The organism is Antarctobacter albus, from assembly GCF_900101505.1.
GTDB classification, from domain to species: Bacteria; Pseudomonadota; Alphaproteobacteria; order Rhodobacterales; family Rhodobacteraceae; genus Antarctobacter; species Antarctobacter albus.
In genome coordinates, this window is the sequence record NZ_FMZI01000011.1 from 66,944 (window position 1) to 84,168 (window position 17,225).

22 protein-coding genes and 1 pseudogene are annotated in these 17,225 nt (G+C 66.2%); 16 read left to right on the forward strand and 7 right to left on the reverse strand.

The genetic code is table 11. The features are described from left to right. The first annotated feature begins 9 nt into the window (after positions 1 to 9). Positions 10 to 183, forward strand: a complete 174-nt coding sequence (locus BLQ71_RS26460) for a hypothetical protein (RefSeq protein ID WP_157903882.1) — start codon at positions 10 to 12, stop codon at positions 181 to 183. After that, positions 180 to 938 (forward strand): Ni/Fe-hydrogenase, b-type cytochrome subunit, encoded by a 759-nt coding sequence (gene cybH / locus BLQ71_RS18475; protein ID WP_074622777.1) that lies wholly within the window; start codon positions 180 to 182, stop codon positions 936 to 938. Before BLQ71_RS26460 ends, cybH begins: the two co-directional genes overlap by 4 nt. A 13-nt stretch (positions 939 to 951) precedes the next feature. On the opposite strand, the gene BLQ71_RS26075 is transcribed toward cybH, so the two are convergent. Then, positions 952 to 1,233, reverse strand: a complete 282-nt coding sequence (locus BLQ71_RS26075) for a hypothetical protein (protein ID WP_133066178.1) — start codon at positions 1,231 to 1,233, stop codon at positions 952 to 954. Between BLQ71_RS26075 and BLQ71_RS18480 the strand changes: the two genes are divergently transcribed. The 12 genes from BLQ71_RS18480 to hypE are packed head-to-tail and all read left to right on the forward strand — an operon-like array spanning position 1,211 to position 10,248. Then, positions 1,211 to 1,819: a HyaD/HybD family hydrogenase maturation endopeptidase gene (locus tag BLQ71_RS18480; protein WP_074622778.1), complete on the forward strand. Its 609-nt coding sequence runs from the start codon at positions 1,211 to 1,213 to the stop codon at positions 1,817 to 1,819. The genes BLQ71_RS26075 and BLQ71_RS18480 overlap by 23 nt on opposite strands. A 4-nt stretch (positions 1,820 to 1,823) precedes the next feature. After that, a complete protein-coding gene (locus tag BLQ71_RS18485) occupies positions 1,824 to 2,144 on the forward strand; it encodes a HypC/HybG/HupF family hydrogenase formation chaperone (protein ID WP_074622779.1) in 321 nt (106 codons plus the stop codon). Positions 2,145 to 2,153: 9 nt separating this feature from the next. Next, positions 2,154 to 2,537 (forward strand): thioredoxin domain-containing protein, encoded by a 384-nt coding sequence (locus BLQ71_RS18490; RefSeq protein WP_043145616.1) that lies wholly within the window; start codon positions 2,154 to 2,156, stop codon positions 2,535 to 2,537. An 11-nt stretch (positions 2,538 to 2,548) separates the two neighbouring features. Then, positions 2,549 to 3,394, forward strand: coding sequence for a hydrogenase expression/formation protein (locus BLQ71_RS18495; RefSeq protein WP_074622780.1), 846 nt, complete (start codon positions 2,549 to 2,551; stop codon positions 3,392 to 3,394). Beyond that, positions 3,391 to 4,182, forward strand: a complete 792-nt coding sequence (locus tag BLQ71_RS18500; RefSeq protein ID WP_074622781.1) for a [NiFe]-hydrogenase assembly chaperone HybE — start codon at positions 3,391 to 3,393, stop codon at positions 4,180 to 4,182. The genes BLQ71_RS18495 and BLQ71_RS18500 overlap by 4 nt, the downstream gene beginning before the upstream one ends. A 4-nt stretch (positions 4,183 to 4,186) precedes the next feature. Next, complete coding sequence (locus tag BLQ71_RS18505; protein ID WP_074622782.1) at positions 4,187 to 5,098, forward strand: hypothetical protein; 912 nt, start codon at positions 4,187 to 4,189, stop codon at positions 5,096 to 5,098. Continuing rightward, positions 5,091 to 5,432 carry a hydrogenase maturation nickel metallochaperone HypA gene (hypA, locus tag BLQ71_RS18510; protein WP_043145609.1) on the forward strand — a complete coding sequence of 114 codons (342 nt, stop codon included), beginning with the start codon at positions 5,091 to 5,093 and terminating at the stop codon, positions 5,430 to 5,432. The genes BLQ71_RS18505 and hypA overlap by 8 nt, the downstream gene beginning before the upstream one ends. Before the next feature lies 1 nt (position 5,433). Beyond that, positions 5,434 to 6,282 (forward strand): hydrogenase nickel incorporation protein HypB, encoded by an 849-nt coding sequence (hypB, locus tag BLQ71_RS18515; RefSeq protein WP_074622783.1) that lies wholly within the window; start codon positions 5,434 to 5,436, stop codon positions 6,280 to 6,282. Next, entirely contained in the window at positions 6,279 to 7,763 is a 1,485-nt protein-coding gene (locus tag BLQ71_RS18520) for a sigma-54-dependent transcriptional regulator (protein ID WP_069209640.1), read from the forward strand. Before hypB ends, BLQ71_RS18520 begins: the two co-directional genes overlap by 4 nt. 3 nt (positions 7,764 to 7,766) lie before the next feature. Continuing rightward, on the forward strand, positions 7,767 to 8,057 hold the full coding sequence (locus BLQ71_RS18525) for a HypC/HybG/HupF family hydrogenase formation chaperone (RefSeq protein WP_043145603.1): 291 nt from the start codon (positions 7,767 to 7,769) through the stop codon (positions 8,055 to 8,057). Next, the gene (gene hypD / locus BLQ71_RS18530; RefSeq protein ID WP_074622784.1) at positions 8,054 to 9,202 is read left to right on the forward strand and encodes a hydrogenase formation protein HypD; all 1,149 of its coding nucleotides are present in this window, start codon (positions 8,054 to 8,056) and stop codon (positions 9,200 to 9,202) included. Before BLQ71_RS18525 ends, hypD begins: the two co-directional genes overlap by 4 nt. Positions 9,203 to 9,204: 2 nt before the next feature. Beyond that, on the forward strand, positions 9,205 to 10,248 hold the full coding sequence (gene hypE / locus BLQ71_RS18535) for a hydrogenase expression/formation protein HypE (protein ID WP_074622872.1): 1,044 nt from the start codon (positions 9,205 to 9,207) through the stop codon (positions 10,246 to 10,248). Positions 10,249 to 10,254: 6 nt separating this feature from the next. Here hypE and BLQ71_RS26650 read toward each other — a convergent pair whose 3' ends face one another. From BLQ71_RS26650 to dctP, 6 genes and pseudogenes are all read right to left on the reverse strand, one after another. Continuing rightward, positions 10,255 to 10,584, reverse strand: a complete 330-nt coding sequence (locus tag BLQ71_RS26650; RefSeq protein WP_254780724.1) for an FCD domain-containing protein — start codon at positions 10,582 to 10,584, stop codon at positions 10,255 to 10,257. Then, the gene (locus BLQ71_RS26655; RefSeq protein WP_198548566.1) at positions 10,467 to 10,964 is read right to left on the reverse strand and encodes a GntR family transcriptional regulator; all 498 of its coding nucleotides are present in this window, start codon (positions 10,962 to 10,964) and stop codon (positions 10,467 to 10,469) included. The genes BLQ71_RS26650 and BLQ71_RS26655 overlap by 118 nt, the downstream gene beginning before the upstream one ends. A gap of 46 nt (positions 10,965 to 11,010) precedes the next feature. Beyond that, positions 11,011 to 11,398 (reverse strand): annotated as a pseudogene (locus BLQ71_RS27085) (TRAP transporter large permease subunit). Further along, entirely contained in the window at positions 11,365 to 11,505 is a 141-nt protein-coding gene (locus BLQ71_RS26670; RefSeq protein WP_198548564.1) for a hypothetical protein, read from the reverse strand. The pseudogene BLQ71_RS27085 and the gene BLQ71_RS26670 overlap by 34 nt, the downstream one beginning before the upstream one ends. 27 nt (positions 11,506 to 11,532) lie before the next feature. Next, the gene (locus BLQ71_RS26990) at positions 11,533 to 11,664 is read right to left on the reverse strand and encodes a hypothetical protein (protein ID WP_302848204.1); all 132 of its coding nucleotides are present in this window, start codon (positions 11,662 to 11,664) and stop codon (positions 11,533 to 11,535) included. A gap of 8 nt (positions 11,665 to 11,672) precedes the next feature. Then, entirely contained in the window at positions 11,673 to 12,521 is an 849-nt protein-coding gene (dctP, locus tag BLQ71_RS18555; protein WP_198548563.1) for a TRAP transporter substrate-binding protein DctP, read from the reverse strand. A gap of 349 nt (positions 12,522 to 12,870) precedes the next feature. Here dctP and BLQ71_RS18560 point away from each other — a divergent pair, with 349 nt between their 5' ends. Both BLQ71_RS18560 and BLQ71_RS18565 read left to right on the forward strand, forming a co-directional pair. After that, the gene (locus tag BLQ71_RS18560) at positions 12,871 to 14,082 is read left to right on the forward strand and encodes an efflux RND transporter periplasmic adaptor subunit (protein WP_229754903.1); all 1,212 of its coding nucleotides are present in this window, start codon (positions 12,871 to 12,873) and stop codon (positions 14,080 to 14,082) included. Further along, positions 14,079 to 17,177, forward strand: a complete 3,099-nt coding sequence (locus BLQ71_RS18565; RefSeq protein ID WP_074622787.1) for an efflux RND transporter permease subunit — start codon at positions 14,079 to 14,081, stop codon at positions 17,175 to 17,177. The genes BLQ71_RS18560 and BLQ71_RS18565 overlap by 4 nt, the downstream gene beginning before the upstream one ends. The last annotated feature ends 48 nt before the right edge of the window (positions 17,178 to 17,225 follow it).

Sequence of the window (17,225 nt, forward strand, 5' to 3'; positions counted from 1 at the left end):
GAAAGACCCATGAAACGACTTGTGACCCTGATGACCGTCCTTCCCGGTGCCGCGCTGGCCCACGGTGGCCACGCGCCGGTTCCCGAGGCCGCGCATGGCATGACCCATGCCGCGCCCCTGCTGGGCGGTGCGCTGATCGTGGCGGCGCTGGCGTTGCTGATCCACAAGCGGTGGACGTCATGAACTTCGAGGCCACGCAAAGGCCGGACCCGGGCGTTCCCTTGACGGGGGACGCGACCGAGGCGGATCTGGCCACGGTGACGCGCAATACCTCGGTCTATGTCTACGAGGCGCCTGTGCGGCTCTGGCACTGGATCAACGCGGCGGCGATCCTCGTGCTCTGCGTCACCGGCTACCTGATCGGCTCGCCCCTGCCCAGTGTCGACATGGGCGAGGCCACGCACCAGTTCCTGTTCGGTTACATCCGTTTTGCCCATTTCGCGGCGGCGATGATCATGACCGTCGGGTTCTTCGGGCGCATCTACTGGGCCTTCGTCGGCAACTCGCATTCGCGGCAACTGTTTCGCCTGCCGATCTGGAACCGCCGCTGGTGGTCAGAGGTGGTGGACGAAGCGAAGTGGTACGCCTTTCTCAAGAAGCGGCCCAAGAAATACGTCGGGCACAACCCGCTGGCCCAGATCGCCATGTTCTTCTTCATGACGCTTGGCATGAGCTTCATGATCCTGACAGGCTTTGCGATCTATGCCGAGGCCGAGGGCTACGGCAGCCTGCTGGACCAGGTTTTCGGCCCCCTCCGCGACCTCGTGGGCGGCAGCCACGTCATGCACCAGCTGCACCACTTGGGCATGTGGGCCATCGTCGTCTTCGTCATGATCCACATCTATGCCGCCATCCGCGAGGACATCATGTCCCGGCAGTCGATGGTCTCGACCATCATCTCGGGGACGCGTACCTTCAAGGACGACGATCCGACCTGATCCCGGCAGATCGTCAATTCCTGGAAAGCGGGCGCCCGGCGCCCGCTTTTTTGATGGACAAGTTCAAACCAATATCACACCAATACGGAAAGTAAATTTCCACCATTGTTGCGCCCAGTATTTCAAAGAGCACGGAAAACTCCATGTTTTCAAGCGGATTATAAAATGCACTGAAATTCATCTTTTTTGCAGCTCGGCAGTCAGATGGTAAGCTACCCTGCACCAAAGCCCCGGATGGAAAGCTGACTGGCATCCGGGTGAGGGAGGGACAGATGGCATCGAACGTGCTGGTCATGGGCATCGGAAACGTGCTCTGGGCGGACGAGGGGTTTGGCGTGCGCTGCGTCGAGCACCTGGCGCAGAACTGGGCGCTGCCCGCGGACATCACCCTGTTGGACGGCGGCACGCAGGGGCTCTACCTGCTGCCGTTCCTCGAACAGGCGGACACGCTGATCGTCTTCGACGCGGTGGATTATGGCCTCGCGCCCGGCACGCTCAAGATCGTCGAGGGCGACGCGGTGCCGAGGTTCATGGGCGCCAAGAAGATGTCCCTGCACCAGACCGGCTTTCAGGACGTGATCGCGACCGCGCAACTGATGGGCTACTGCCCGCCGTCGCTCTTGCTGATCGGCTGCCAGCCCGAGGAGCTTGAGGACTACGGCGGCGGGCTGCGCCCTGTCGTGGCGGCCCGGATCGAGCCGGCGGTGTCGGTTGCACTGGAGCGGCTGGCCGACATGGGGATCACGGTTTTGCCGGGCCGGACCCACAGCAACCTGCTGGCGGACCCCTCGATCATGCAGGACGCCTATGAGGCCGGGCGCCCGACCGAGGAAGAGGCCTGCCGCATCGGCGACGATCGTTTCTTTCAGGCCGCGGATTGATCCCATGTGCGTCGGTCTCCCCCTTTGCATCCGCTCTGTCGACGGCATCGCCGCCACGGCCACCAACGGCCAGGAGACGGAACTGATCGACCTGTCGCTGACACCAGAGGCGGGCCCCGGCGACTGGGTGCTGACCTTTCTGGGCGCCGCGCGCGAAATCATTTCCCCCGATGAGGCACAAAAGATCACCGCCGCGCTGGACGGTCTGCGCGCGGTCATGCAGGGCGGCGGCCCCGGCGAGGCCTTTGCCGATCTCGAGGCCGCAGGCCCGCAGCTTCCCCCCCACCTTCAGGCCGCGCTGGACGCGGGCCGCACAACCGGTTGAGGACCAAAGATGACCCATCCCCTTGTCACCCGCCTGACCGAGGAATTCGGCTATCCCGCCCTGACGACAGAGGCCGAGATCGCGGCCTTCACCGAAGCGCCCGGCACGCATGTGATCTTTGTCCCCGGGGACGCACGCCGCAACCTTGAAACCCCCGACGTGGCCGTGGTGCTGCCCGAGTTGCGCCAGGCCTTCCAAGGCCGGTTCGATTGCGCCGTGGCCGCCGACAGCATCGAAACCGGCCTGCGCGAATCCACTGGCGTGCTGAAAACCCCCAGCCTGATCTTCTTCCGCGACGGGCAGGTTCTGGGCGGCATTCCCAAGGTGCGCGACTGGTCGGATTACGTCGACCGGATCACGCAACTGCTCTCGCAGCCCCTTGCCGCCGAATAAGGACCGACCCGATGACCAATCCCTTCATGATGCCGCCCACCGGCTTCGGCCCCGGATCGCAGCCGCTGGACAGCCAGGACGAGGCGCTGGAATACATGCCCTTGCCGCAGGACATGCGCACCTATTCCCCCCGCATCCCCGAGGTCGAGGCGTTGGGAGCGGCCGATCTTTCCCCGGCGCTGGATCTCTTGCATGATGTGGCCGAGGCTGCCGCGTGGATCGGCGGCGACGGCGGCAACGCCCGTTTCGACCTTGCCCCGCTGGACGAGGCGAACCGCGCCCTGATCGCCGAGACCCTGGGCAGCGGCGAGGTCGCCGCCAAGGTCCGCGACATTCCCGCCATCGCAGTGCAGGAAAGCGTCTTTGCCGGGATCTGGACCCTGAAAAGCGCCAAGGCCCATGTGATCGAGGTCGCCGCGATTCCCGCCTGCGTGACCGAGACGCCCTTTGCCCCGCACCGCGCCGCGACAGGTGGCGCCGAGCCGTTGTCCCCCGCGGTGGTCAACGCCCCGCCCCTGCTGGTCGAGCTGACGGACAAGTCCGCCGCCTTTGACGCCGCGGCGCCCCTGCATGTCATCAACCTCACCCTCCTGCCCCATACCGAGGAAGACCTGGCCTGGCTGGACCGGGCCCTGGGCGAAGGCGCGGTCACGATCCTGTCGCGCGGCTATGGCAACTGCCGTGTCACCGCCACCGCCCTGCCCCATGTCTGGCGGGTACAGTTCTTCAACTCGCAGGACGCGCTGATCCTGGACACCTTCGAGGTCACGACCGTGCCCGAGGTCGCCTGCGCCGCGCCCGAGGACCTGACCGACAGCGCCGACCGCCTGTTCAAGGTGCTGGAGGTGATCCGATGAATGGCGGGTTCGAGGGCAGTTTCCTGGGCGCCACCGACAAGATCAGCCCGCTGGCGATCATGGAATGCAAGATCTGCTGGACGCCCTACCACCCGGCCGAAGGCGACGATTTCCGCCAGGTCGACCCCGGCACCGCCTTTTCCGACCTGCCAGAGGATTGGTCCTGCCCCAATTGCAGCGCCCCCAAGTCGCAGTTCATGGTGCTGGAGGACCCCGGCGCGCAATCCGTGGCCGAGGCCGCGAAACTGGACGAGTTGACAGCGCGACTGGTGGCCGAGTTCCGCGAAATCTGGCACGCCAAGATGCGCGATGTGCCGATGGTCAACAAGTTGCTCAGCGTCGAGGCGGTCGGCTTTCGCATGATCGACGGGCGCCCCTTGGGGGTGCTGATCTCGCCCTGGTTCATGAACCTGGTGCAACTGCCCGGAGAGGGCGAGGACTGGTCCGGATTGACAGCAGGCGCCAAGGAGCTGATCGCCTTTCCGTCGGGCGAGTATGAATTCATCCACAACACCCGCGACATGATCGGCGGCTACAAGGCTTGTTCGCTGTTCTCGCCGATGGGGGATTTCTCATCGCAGATGCAGGCGCAAGAGGTCGCCCGGGCGGTCATGGTCGCCCTCTTCGACGAAGGGAACCGGGCCGAAACCGATCGCGCCGCCGACATTCGCGCGGCCCGCGAGACCGAACTGGCGCCCCCGGCCGAGGCCGAGGACACCGACAGCGCCCTTTCGGATGCTCCGACGCGCCGCGCGGTGATTTCCGCCGGCATGGCCGGATCCGACTGACCCCGTGCTGGCTGGGGCCGCATATCCCGCGCTGCGCGCCGTCCCGGTGCCCGGTCTGCCCGTTGCCCGCCTGGTCATCGGCAAACCGGCGGCTGAGGCGGCAGAACTGTTGCCACGCCTGTTCAACCTGTGCCGCGTGGCACAGGGCGTCGCGGCCCGGGCCGCCTTTGGCCTGCCCCTGCCTACCGGCTGGCAAGACGACCTGCGCGCAGAGATCCTGCGCGAACACGTTGCGAAACTCTGTCTCCGGTGGCCCGCGCTGGTCTCGCTCCCGCCGCTTGCGCTGCCGCGCGACTGGCAGGCGGGCAATGCCGAGACACGGCGCGTGATCTTCGGTCCCGCCGGACAGATGCCCGAAACGCCGGAACAGTTCCGCGCCTTTCTGGAGGCGGAACAGGGCTGCGCGCGCTTTCTGCGCGCGATCAGCCGCCTCTTTGCCCCGTTCGAGGCCTGCCGGACCGCCCTGCCCGCTCCGGGTGTCGGTGGGTTCTTCGGCCCTCGCGTGACCGAGAATTCCACTGCGACCCGGCAGGCCGCGCACCCCGTGCTGCAAGACATCGAAACGCGATGGGGGCGCGGGCCGCTCTGGTCGGCAACCGCTCTGGCCTGTGACCTGCAGGCGGTGCTGGACGGCAGGCTGCCTGCCGCCGTCATTTCACGGGGCTGCGCTGTCGTGCCCGCCGCGCGCGGGCTCTACGGGATCACGGCTGCGGTCGAACACGGGCGCGTCACGGCCTTCGCACGGCAGACACCGACGGATCATCTGCTGGCACCGGGTGGCGCCCTCGAGCAATCGCTTGCATCTTTGCGCCCGGCGCGGGCACAGGCCCTGGGACCGCTGGTTCTGTCCTTGCTTGACCCCTGCAGCCCGGTCAGGCTGGAACCCTTCGCACCGATGGAGGCTGACCATGCATGAAATGTCGCTTTGCGAGGGCATCCGCCGGGTGATCGAGGACCAGGCCCGCAAACATGACGTGACGCGCATCAGGCGCGTGCGGGTCGAGATCGGGCGTTTTGCCGGGGTCGAGACCGAGGCGCTGCATTTCGCCTTTGACGTGGTGATGCGCGGATCCGTGGCCGAGGGCGCCGAACTGGTGACGCTGGAACTGCCCGGACGGGCGATGTGCTACGACTGCATGAAAGAGGTGGAAATCATGGACCGCCTCGACCCATGCCCCACCTGCGGCGGCGGCAAACTGATGCCGCAGGGCGGGGACGAAATGAGAATCAAGGACCTGGAGGTAGCCTGAGATGTGTACGGTATGCGGATGCGGAGACGGCGAGACGACGGTGCATGGACATGGTCATTCACATGATCATGACCACGGGCATGATCCCCATCACGGGCATGGACACCACCACCATCATCACGATCACCACCACTACGGCCAGGGCCCTGCCGGCACCGAGGTGCCCGGCATGTCGCAGGACCGGCTGATCGAGATCGAGACCGGCATCCTGGCCAAGAACGACCAATACGCCCAGGCCAACCGCACGCGCCTGGCGGCACGGGGCATCCTGGCGGTGAACCTTGTCTCCTCTCCCGGGTCCGGCAAGACGACCCTGCTGTGCAAGACGATCGAGTCCCTCGGCGATCAGCCGCTGGGCGTGATCGAAGGCGACCAGCAGACCCAGAACGACGCCGACCGCATCCGCGCCACCGGCGCCCGCGCCGTGCAGGTGAACACCGGCAAGGGCTGCCACCTTGACGGGCACATGGTCGGCCACGCGATGGATCACCTGGACCTTGCCCCCGGCAGCCTGCTGTTTATCGAGAACGTCGGCAACCTGGTCTGTCCCGCCGCCTTCGACCTGGGCGAGGACGGCAAGGTCGCCATCCTCTCTGTGACCGAAGGCGAGGACAAGCCGCTGAAATACCCCGACATGTTCACCGCCGCGCGGCTTGCGATCCTCAACAAGATCGACCTGGCGCCGCATTGCGACGTGGATCTCGACCTCTATGAGGCCAACCTGCGCCGCGTGAACCCCGGGATAGAGATCCTGCGCGTCTCGGCCCGCACCGGCGAGGGCATGACGGAGTGGATCGACTGGCTGCGCACCCACCTGGCCGACAAGTCCTCCCCAGAGGCGGCGGAATGACCGCCCTGCCCACCCTTCTGCTGGTCGACGACGAGGAGCATTCCCTGGCCGCCATGCGCATGGCGCTGGAGGATGACTTTGACTGCCTGACCGCGCCGGGCGCCGAGGACGCGATGCGCCTGATGGAGGAGAACTTTGTCCAGGCGATCTTTTGCGACCAGCGGATGCCGGGCAAGACCGGGGTGGAGTTCCTGTCCGAGGTGCGCGAACGCTGGCCGGAAACGGTGCGGATCATCATCACCGGCTATACCGAGACCAACGACATGATCGCCGCCATCAACGAGGCCGGCATCTACCAGTTCCTGACAAAGCCCTGGCACCCCGACCAGCTGGTCATGGCGGCCAAGAACGCCGCGCAACTGTTCCAGCTCAGCCGCGATCACGACCGGCTTTCGCTGGAAATGCGGTTCATGGGCAAGACCGCCGAAAACAAGCTGGAGGCCCGCCGCCGTACCCTGCGCGAGGGCTTTGGCTTTGAGCGGGTATTGCGGGCACCCAACTCGCCGATGAACGCCACGGTCGAGCTGGCCCGGCAGGTGGCCAGTTTCGACGTGCCGGTGCTGATCACCGGCGAGGCGGGCACCGGCAAGGACGTGATGGCGCGCGCGATGCACTATGCCTCGCTGCGGTCGGACCAGTCCTTTTACGAGCTCAACTGCGCCGGCCTGCCGGACGAGGTGCTGATGGCCGAACTGCTGGGCGCCAAGAAAGGTGCCCTTGGCGGCGCCCCCAGCAACCGTATCGGCCTGTTGCAAAAGGCCTCGCGCGGGACGCTGTTCCTGAACGGGGTCGACACGCTCAGCCCGCAGATGCAGCTGATCCTGCTGCGCATTGCCACCGAGGGCAGTTTCGAACCGCTGGGCGGGACAGAGACCCTGACCACAAACACGCGCCTGATGGCGGGCAGCCACAGCGACCTGGCCCCGGCGCTGGCCTCTGGCCGGTTCCGCAAGGACCTGTTCTATGCCCTGTCCACCACCGAACTTTCCCTGCCGCCCTTGCGCGCGCGCATCGACGACCTGGACATCCTGACCCGGCATATCCTGGGCGACCTGGCCGCCCAGCACAGCAAGCCCGTCGAGGGGCTGACCAACCTGGCGCTGGAATTCCTGGGCAACTACGACTGGCCCGGCAACCTGCCGGAACTGAGCAACGAGCTGACCCGGATGCTGATCCTCAGCCAGGAACCACGCCTTGGGCCGGAACTGATCTCGCGCCACATCCTGCAGGCCGATCCGTCGGTTTCCGGCCGCCCCGATCCGTTCGAGGCCGGACTTCTGGCCTCCGAGGGTACGCTCAAGGACCGGATCGAGGCGATGGAGGCCCGCATCCTGCGCGAGACGCTGACCCGCATGAAATGGAACAAGAGCCGCGCCGCCGAGGAGCTGGGCCTCAGCCGCGTCGGCCTGCGCTCGAAACTCGATCGCTACGGCGTGCAGCAACCGGGCAAGTTCGACCCGGCCGAAGAGGAGGAGGACTGAGCCATGTGCCTGGGAATACCCGGACAGATCGTCAAGATCACCGACGAAACCCGCCTGATGGCGCTGGCGGACGTGTCCGGCGTGCGCCGTGAGGTCTCTGTCGCCTGCGTCGCAACGCCGGACCTGTCCGACCTGGTGGGCGAATGGGTGCTGATCCACGTAGGCTTTGCCATGAGCCTGATCGACGAGGACGAAGCCGCCAAGACGCTGGAGGCCCTGCGCGGCCTGGGCGAGGCGCAGGAAACGCTGGAGGCGATGGCCGACGGCGCCGCCGCACTGGAGGGCAGCCAATGAGATATGTCGAGGAATTCCGCGATCCCATCGCCGCCAGGGGCGTGCTGGCCGCCATCGGCAAGGTGGTGGACCAGATCGGCGCCACCGCCGAAAACCCCGTGCACATCATGGAAATCTGCGGCGGGCACACCCACGCGATCTTTCGCTACGGGCTGGACCGGCTGACACCTCCGGGGATCGAGTTCATCCACGGCCCCGGCTGCCCGGTTTGCGTGCTGCCGATGAGCCGGATCGACGAATGCGTCGACATCGCCGAACGCCCCGAGGTGATCTTTACCACCTTCGGTGACGCGATGCGGGTGCCCGGAACGCGCAAGTCCCTGATGCAGGCCAAGGCCGATGGAGCCGACATCCGCATGGTCTATTCCCCGCTCGACGCGCTGGAAATCGCCCGGCGCAATCCTGACCGCGAGGTGGTCTTCTTCGGCCTGGGATTCGAGACGACGACGCCCTCGACCGCGCTTTCGATCCAGCAGGCGGCGCGCGAAGAGCTGAAGAATTTCAGCGTCTTCTGCAATCACATCACCGTGCCGCCCCCGATCAAGGCACTGCTGGACGATCCGCACATGGTGCTGGACGGGTTCGTCGGGCCGGGTCATGTCAGCATGGTGATCGGAACGCATCCCTATGATTTCATCGCGCAGCTGTATGGCAAGCCCATCGTCGTCGCCGGGTTTGAGCCGCTGGACCTGTTGCAATCCGTGCTGATGGTACTGGAACAGATCCGCGACGGGCGGGCCGAGGTCGAAAACCAATATGCCCGCATCGTCCCGGAACACGGCAACCCGGTTTCGCTGGCCGCCATCGCGGATGTCTACGAACCGCGCCCGAGTTTCGAATGGCGCGGCCTTGGAGAAATCGACGCCAGCGGATTGCGCATCCGCCCCGCCTATGCCGCCTATGACGCCGAGGAGAAATTCGGCGTGGGCTATGGGGCGGGTCCGCGTATCGTCTCCGAACCCGAGGGCTGTGCCTGCGGCCAGGTGATGACGGGCCGGATCAAGCCCACTGGTTGTCCGCAATACGGCACCGGTTGCACGCCGGAAATGCCGCTGGGCGCTCTGATGGTCAGCTCTGAAGGGGCCTGTGCGGCCTATTACCAGTACGGCGCAACCGAAGATGCCGTGACGGAGGCCGTGCAATGACGATGGAACGCCCGATCATCCCGTCGCGCCTGCGCGGAGAGCGCGTGACTCTGGCCCACGGTGGCGGCGGCAAGGCCATGCGCGACCTCATCGAGGAGATCTTTACCGGCGTCTTCCAGCCCCCCGGCACCGAGGACCAGGCCCGTCTGACCGCGCAGGCGCTTGCGGAACCGGGCGCACAGCTGGCCTTTACCACGGACAGTTTCGTGGTCTCGCCGCCGGTCTTTCCCGGCGGCGACATCGGCAAGATCGCGGTCTGCGGCACCATCAACGATTTGGCCGTTGGTGGGGCAAAGCCGCTGTGGTTGTCGGCGGCCTTCATCATCGAGGAAGGCTGTGAATTCGAGCTGCTGCGGCGCATCGTGGCCTCGATGCAGGCCGAGGCCGAGAAGGCCGGCGTGCGCATCGTGACCGGCGACACCAAGGTCGTCGGGCGTGGCGCCACGGACAAGGTCTTTGTCACCACCTCCGGCGTGGGTGTGATACCGCCGGGCCGTGACCTGCAGGCGGGCAACATCCGCCCCGGCGACGTCGCACTGGTCAACGGTGTGTTGGGCGATCACGGCGCGACGATCCTCGCCGCGCGCGGCGACATGGCCCTGTCCACCGACATCCAGTCGGACTGCCAGAGCCTGAACGCCCTTGTCGAAGCGGTGCTGCATGCCGCCCCCAATGCCCGCGCAGCCCGAGACGCGACACGCGGCGGGCTGGCCTCGGCCCTGAACGAGATGGCAGAGACCGCCGGCGTCGCCATCGAGATCGACGAAACCGCCCTACCCCTGCGGCCAGAGGTCAAGGGCGTCTGCGAGGTGCTGGGGCTGGACCCACTTTACCTGGCCAACGAGGGCACGCTGGTGGTCTTTGTGCCCGAGGCCGAGGCAGAGGCCGCCCTGCACGCGATGCGTGAAACCGAGGCCGGGCGCGGCGCGGCGCGCATCGGCCTGGCGAAACCCGGCCCGGCGGGACGGGTCACGATGCGCACCGCCTTTGGCGGCCAAAGGCTGGTCGATACGCTGGTGGGTGAACAGCTGCCCCGGATCTGTTGATCCGGGTCAGGTAAAGTAATCGCGGTTGGCGTCCTTGATGTCGGGCAGCCGGCCAATGGTGCCGGACAGATGCGCCCGCATCGCGTCGGTTGCCCCCTGCCGGTCGCCGGCCTGAATGCGGTCGACCACCGCGCGGTGCCCCGCGACAACCGAATGCAGCTTGTCGCTGCGCGGCAGGTCCAGCGTGCGCAGGCGGGCCATCTGGCTGGATTGCTCGATCACCAGACGGTGCATGGCCTCGTGCCCGGCGGCGATGAACAGCGCCTCGTGGAAACTCTCGTCGAGTTCGCGGAACAGCTCGATCTGGTCCGGCTCGTCGACCAGCGCCTCCTGGATCTTGGATAGCCCAGCGCCTTGGTCAGGTCCGCGTCCGCTGTCCGGCACAAGAGGTCCACAACCTCGCATTCCAGGCTGCTGCGCAGGAAGCTCTCGTGCCGCAGGCCTTCGCAATTGATGCGCGTCACCTCGGTGCGGGACTGCCGGTAGGACACCACCAGGTCGATCTCTTCCAGCCTTTGGATCGCCTCGCGGATCGGCGACTGGCTGACGCCGAATGCCTCGGCCAGCTCGGCCCGGCTGAGGATCGTCCCCGGCGGCAGTTTCAGCGTCACGATCCGCGCGCGCAACTCCTCGAAGACGCGGGTAGAAGCCGCGACATTGGCAGTGACCGATATCCTTTCGGATGCGCGGGCACCGCGCAGGTCAGGGCGTGTCATGGGCGCCCCCGGTCTATGCATGTCTGGCTCGGTAAGGCTGGCCTCGTCATCCCATGATCGCCTTGGGTAGTGCCAGCGACATCCAGGGAAAGGCAAGCGGCAAGACGAAGAAGACCACCACCGCCAGGAAGGAGGGCACCGCCGCGATGAAGGCCGGGGAATAGCCCTGCTCGCGCATCGACGGCCCCAGTAGCCGCGCCTCCATCGAGGCATCGGCCACCGCAGAGCCGGAAATGCCCCCCATCAGCATGGACAGCACGATGGAGACCTGCGCCAACCAGCCAGCCGGTCAGCAGGCGCGAGTAGCGGACAAGGCGCTCCGTGATGCCGGCCTCGTTCATCAGGTTGCCCGCCAGGATGAAGAAGGGAACCGCCAACAGCGGAAAGTTTTCCAGCGCCGTCACCATCTTCTGGATCGCGACGGTGGTGGGCATGGTGCCGTCAACATGAAGACCGGGATCACCGCCAGCATCAGCGAATAGGCGGCCGGCAAGCCAATGAGCAGGAACAGGGCGAACAGCGCCGCGATCAGAAGCAGCATCAGCTTTCCCTCAAGCGGGGCAGGAATTCAGTGGCACAGCCCCACGGGCATGGCGAGATGGATGAAGGATTTGGGGATTTGCAGTGCGTCCTGCATCCGCTTGTGCATCAGGGGCACGTTGATCATGGCATGGTACAGCAGGTAGGCCAGCAGCCCCATCACCACCACTACGTTGACCAGCTCGATCCACCTGCGGGCGGGGCTACGTCGGCCAGCGCCTTGTCCCCCAGCTCGATGGTGAGGTTGGAGGCATAGCGCCCGTTCTCGACCGCCAGGTCGCGCAGGATTGCCTTGTGCTCGTCCGACAGTTGGTTCCACGAGTCGGCAGAGATCACCAGCGCCGTGACCAGCTGGATGTGCCCGGTCTTGGTGACATGCTTGATGACCTCGTAACGCTTGGCCCCCTTGATCGCGGTCGGCTGCGCCTCTGCCGCGTCGATGGTGCCCAGTTGCAGCGCGGAACAGACCTCGCCCCTGGCAATCGGCGTCGGTTCGGCGCCCATCGCGCGAATGGTCTCGATCCAGACCGATGCGCCGATGGTGCGCATCCTCACACCCGCCAGGTCCGCCGGGCCGCTTACAGGTGTCTGGGTCAGCGCATGGCGCGCGCCCTGGTACCAGGTCGAGGCCAGCATCACGAGCCCTGCCTCCTCTGCCAGTTCGTCACCCCAGCCAAGGTAGGCGTCGGACAGGGCGAACTTGTCCGCGTCCTCGTAGCTGTCAAAAAGGAACGGTGCCGACATGATGACCAGCGAAAGGACGAATTCCGACAGCCGCGCCACGTCGGTCACGGTGCCCACCCCGGCCCCTGCGCGGACCTGGTCCAGCATCTCTGTCGTGTCACCCAGTTGGCTGTTGTGAAAGACTTCGACGGTCACCCCGCCGCCCGTCGCCTCTGCGACCTCGGCAGCGAACTTGTCCAGCCCCTGCCCCATTGGATCGTCCGGCGCCAGGACCCTGCCGATGCGAATGGTGGTTTCGGCCAGTGCTGCGCCGGCCAGCCCCGCCGCCAGCAAGGCAGCCAGGCACGTCGTCTTGGCAAAAAATGGTCATGCCGCCCTCCCTTGGTATTCTTTTGTGAATTGATATTTTAATCTTATTCGAACATTGAACGATCCCAGATTTCAGTAAATCGTCTTGCCCCGCCCGAACCGGGCCGCCGAATGGTGAAAGGGAAAAGCCATGTCCACGGGCCGGACACCGGGGCATCCGAACACGAAACCGTGCAGTCGGGCGCACTGGTCGGGACAGGCGGTGGATGGCAACTATGTAAGCAAACATCCCCGTCGAAAGCCGTTCCGGACGTCTTTCTCTGCGAACGACTATACGAAAGGTGAAAGAGATGCGAAACGGTATCCAGCCGACATGGCTGCCCTGCTCGCAGCTCTCAAGAACGGATCGAACATGCGTTTCCTGAAACAAGTTATCCTGTCTGTCGTGATCCTGATCGCGACCCTCTTCGTCTGGTTGAACTATGTCCCCGGCGCGGCATCTTTCCTGGACCGCACCGGCGTGACGGGCCTTTTGGGGATCGAGGCCGCGGCGGCGGACGTCTCGAACACCGGTGGCGGCTTTGGTCCGCGCGGTCCGGCGCAGGTCGTCGTGGCCGTCGTGACAGAAGCCACGACCAACGACCGGGTCGATGCCATCGGCGACATCCGCGCCCTGCGCAGCGCGACGCTGCGGACAGAGGTCAGCGGCGAGGTCGTGCAGGTGGCGCTGGAAACCGGGGGGTTCGTGGACAAGGGCGCCGTGATCCTCCGGCTGGACGACGAGGCGGAACGGATCGCCGTGGAACGGGCACGCCTGCTGCTGGAAGACGCCCGCGACGCGGCAAGCCGGTTTTCACGCCTGCAGGATGGCGGCTCTGTCACCGAAGTGCGCCAGCGCGAGGCACAACTGCGCCTTCGGACCGCCGAGCTGGAGCTGAGCGAGGCCGAGTTCGCCTTGTCGCTGCGCACCGTGCGCGCGCCCTTCTCCGGCTGGATCGGCCTTGTGGACGTGGCCATCGGTGAACGCCTGTCGCCCACGGACGTGATCGCCACCCTGACCGACCGATCCGAGATCCTGGTGGATTTCCGCGTTCCCGAACGGGTGGTCGGCCAGGTCGAGCCCGGCATGCCGATCGAAGCCCGCCTGCTGGGAGTCGAGGGGGCGGACGCCCTGACCGGAGAGATCCACGCCGTCGACAACGTGGTCGACCGCAACAGCCGGACCCTGCGGGTGCAGGGACGGCTGGCAAACGAGGACGACCGCCTGCGCGCGGGCATGGCCTTTACCGTCACGCTGCGCTTTCCGGGGGAAACCCTGACCGCCGTCGACCCGTTGTCCGTGCAATGGTCAAGCGAGGGGTCCTACGTCTGGGCCGTGCGCGACGACAAAGTCCAGCGCGTTGGCGTGACCATCCGCCAGCGCGACGCCGACCGGGTGCTGGTGGACGGAGACCTGAGCCCCGGCGACCTGGTCGTCACCCAGGGCGTGCAGACCCTGCGCCCCGGCGCAGAGGTGGCCATCGCCGGACGCACCGAAGCCCGCGCCACCCTGCCTGGCGCCACCAAGCCGAGTGTCACGCGATGAAGGAAAGCTCTGCAGCCGTTTCCGGGTCGGGCACCGCGCTTTTTGTCCGCCGCCCGATCCTTGCGCTTGTCCTTTCGGCCCTGATCGTCCTGGCCGGATTGGCCGCCGTCTTTGGCGTCGAGGTGCGCGAACTGCCGAACGTGGACCGCCCTGTCGTCACCGTAACCACGCAATTCCCCGGCGCCTCTCCAGAAAGCGTCGACCAGGAGGTGACGGGCCGCATCGAGGGCGCCGTGGGCCGTGTGGCCGGCGTGCGCTCGATTTCCTCCAACTCGCGCTTCGGGCGGTCGCGGGTGACGCTGGAATTCGAGGATGACGTCGACCTGGATGTCGCCGCGACCGACGTGCGCGACGCGGTGGCGCGGATCGCCAACCAGATGCCCGACGGCGCCGAAACACCAGAGATCGTCAAGGCCGATGCCAACGCCCAGCCGGTCGTGCGCATCGCCGTCACCTCTGCCGGGCGCTCGCCGCAGGAACTGACCCGGATCGTGCAGGAACGGGTCGAGGATCGACTGTTGTCCGTCAACGGCGTGGCCGACCTGCAGATCTACGGCGATCGCGACCCGATCTTTCGCATCGACATCGACCAGTCGGCGCTGGCCGCGCGCGGCCTGACGCTGGCCGACGTCCGGAATGCGCTGGCGGATGTGGCCTTTGACGCGCCGGCGGGCGACCTGTCGGGCAACAGCCAGAGCATCGCCGTGCGGACCACGGCGACCGTCGCAACCACGGCCGAGTTCGAAGACCTCGAAATCGCCGAGAACGTCCGCATCCGCGACGTGGCCACTGTGACCCTTGGCCCGGCCCCGAATGAGACCGTCCTGCGCGCCAACGGTCAGACCGGCATCGGCCTGGGCATCATCCGCCAGGCAACGTCAAACACGCTGGAAATCTCCTCGGCGGTGCGCGCCGTCGTGACCGAACTCGACGAGGCGCTTCCCGACGACGTCTCGATCTTTGTCACATCTGACGATGCGGTGTTCATCCGTGGCTCGATCGAAGAAGTGCTCAAGACACTTGGCCTGGCCACCGCGATCGTGGTGGCGGTGATCTTTTTGTTCCTGCGCGACGCGCGCGCCACGCTGATCCCCGGGCTGACCATGCCCGTGGCGCTGATCGGCACCGTGGCGGCCATCTACATGGTGGGGTTCTCGGTCAACATCCTGACACTGCTGGCGCTGGTGCTGGCCACCGGCATGGTGGTCGACGACGCCATCGTCGTGCTGGAAAACATCGTCCGGCGGCGCAGCGAAGGCATGGGCGCCCGCGCTGCCGCCGTCCTTGGCACGCGGCAGGTCTTTTTCGCGGTGGTGACCACAACGGCCACGCTGGCGGCGGTTTTCGTGCCACTCTCCTTCCTGCCCGGCCAGGCCGGCGGGTTGTTCCGGGAATTCGGGTTCACCCTTGCGATGGCGGTGCTATTGTCCTCGGTCGTGGCGCTGACGCTCTGCCCGGTGCTTGCAAGCCGCCTGCTGACCGCAGAGCCGAACCCCAACCCGCGCGGCCCCTTTGTCTGGCTGGGCAACCGGCTGGGCGCGCTTTACAAGGCGACGCTGGAATGGGCCCTGGCGATGCCCTTTGTCGTGCTGCTGGTGGCCGTGCTCTTCTCGGCCACGGCGGTCTTTGTCGCCGATGGCATCCGGCAGGAACTGACCCCGCGCGAGGATCGGGCGGTTGCCCTGCTGTCCGTCTCTGCCCCGCAAGGCGTGTCGCTGCAGTACACCACCTCCAAGATGGACGAGATCGAGGCCCTGATCGAACCGCTGCGCGAGACCGGGGAAGTCACCAACATCTTTTCCATCACCGGCTTCGGCTCGGACAACCGGGGGTTCATGGTCTTTTCCCTGGCGCCCTGGAACGAACGTGACCGCAGCCAGGACGAGATCGTCGGAGAGATCAACGGCAAGCTGCGCGGCGTGATCGGCGTGCGGGCCTTCGCGATCCAGCCCAACTCTCTGGGCATCCGGGGCGCGGGCCGTGGCCTTTCCTTTGCCATCACCGGGGATAACTATGCGCAGCTTGCCGATGTGTCTCAACGGCTGGTGGAGCGGATGCAGGAGAACCCGGCCTTCGGCCAGGTCCGGCTGGAATACGAGACCACGCAGCCGCAGCTTTTCATTGAGATCGACCGCGAGCGGGCCTCTGACCTGGGGATCGACATCGCGGGTCTTGGGGACGCGCTGCGCGCGGTTCTGGACGGGCGCACCGTGGGATCGGTCTTTATCGACGACCGCAGCTACGACATCCAGATGCTGTCGACCTCGAACCCGGTCGACGACCCCAGCGACCTGAAGAACATCTTTGTCCAGACGGGGGACGGCCAGACCGTGCCCATGTCCAGCTTTGTCAGGTTGGAAGAGCGCGCCATCGCACCCGAGCTTGACCGTGAAGGCCAGAACCGCTCGGTCGAGATCTCGGCCGGGCTGACGCCGACCCTGGCGCTTGGCGACGCGATGACCCAGGTACAGGCGCTGGCGGACGAAATCCTGGCCGAGGAAAACCGCATCGTCCCGCTGGCCGAGGCCGCGACGCTGGACCAGACGGCCTCCGGCCTTGTGCTGGTCTTCGGCTTTGCCATCGCGGTTGTCCTGCTGGTGCTGGCGGCGCAGTTCGAAAGCTTCATCTCGGCCATCGTGGTCATGGTGACGGTGCCCATCGGGCTGGCCTGTGCCGCCTTCGCGCTGCTGTTCACCGGGTTGAGCCTGAACGTCTACAGCCAGATCGGCCTGGTGATGCTGATCGGAATCATGGCCAAGAACGGCATCCTGATCGTCGAGTTCGCCAACCAGCTGCGCGATGGCGGCGCCACGGTGCGCGACGCGATCCTAGACGCTTCGACCATCCGTCTGCGGCCGGTGATGATGACCATGACCTCGACCGTGCTGGGTGGCGTGCCGCTGATCCTGTCGGCGGGCGCGGGCGCCGAGGCGCGCGAGGCGCTGGGATGGGTCATTGTCGGCGGGCTGGGTCTGGCGACCTTCTCGACGCTTTACCTAACGCCGGTGGCCTACCTGCTGCTGGCCCGCTTCTCGCAGCCGCGCGTCCAGGCCATGCAGCGGCTCGAAACCGAGCTGGAAGAGGCGCTGGCCTGACAGATCAGCCAAGGCCGGAGGCCCTGCGACAGGGCCTCTGACCGGCAT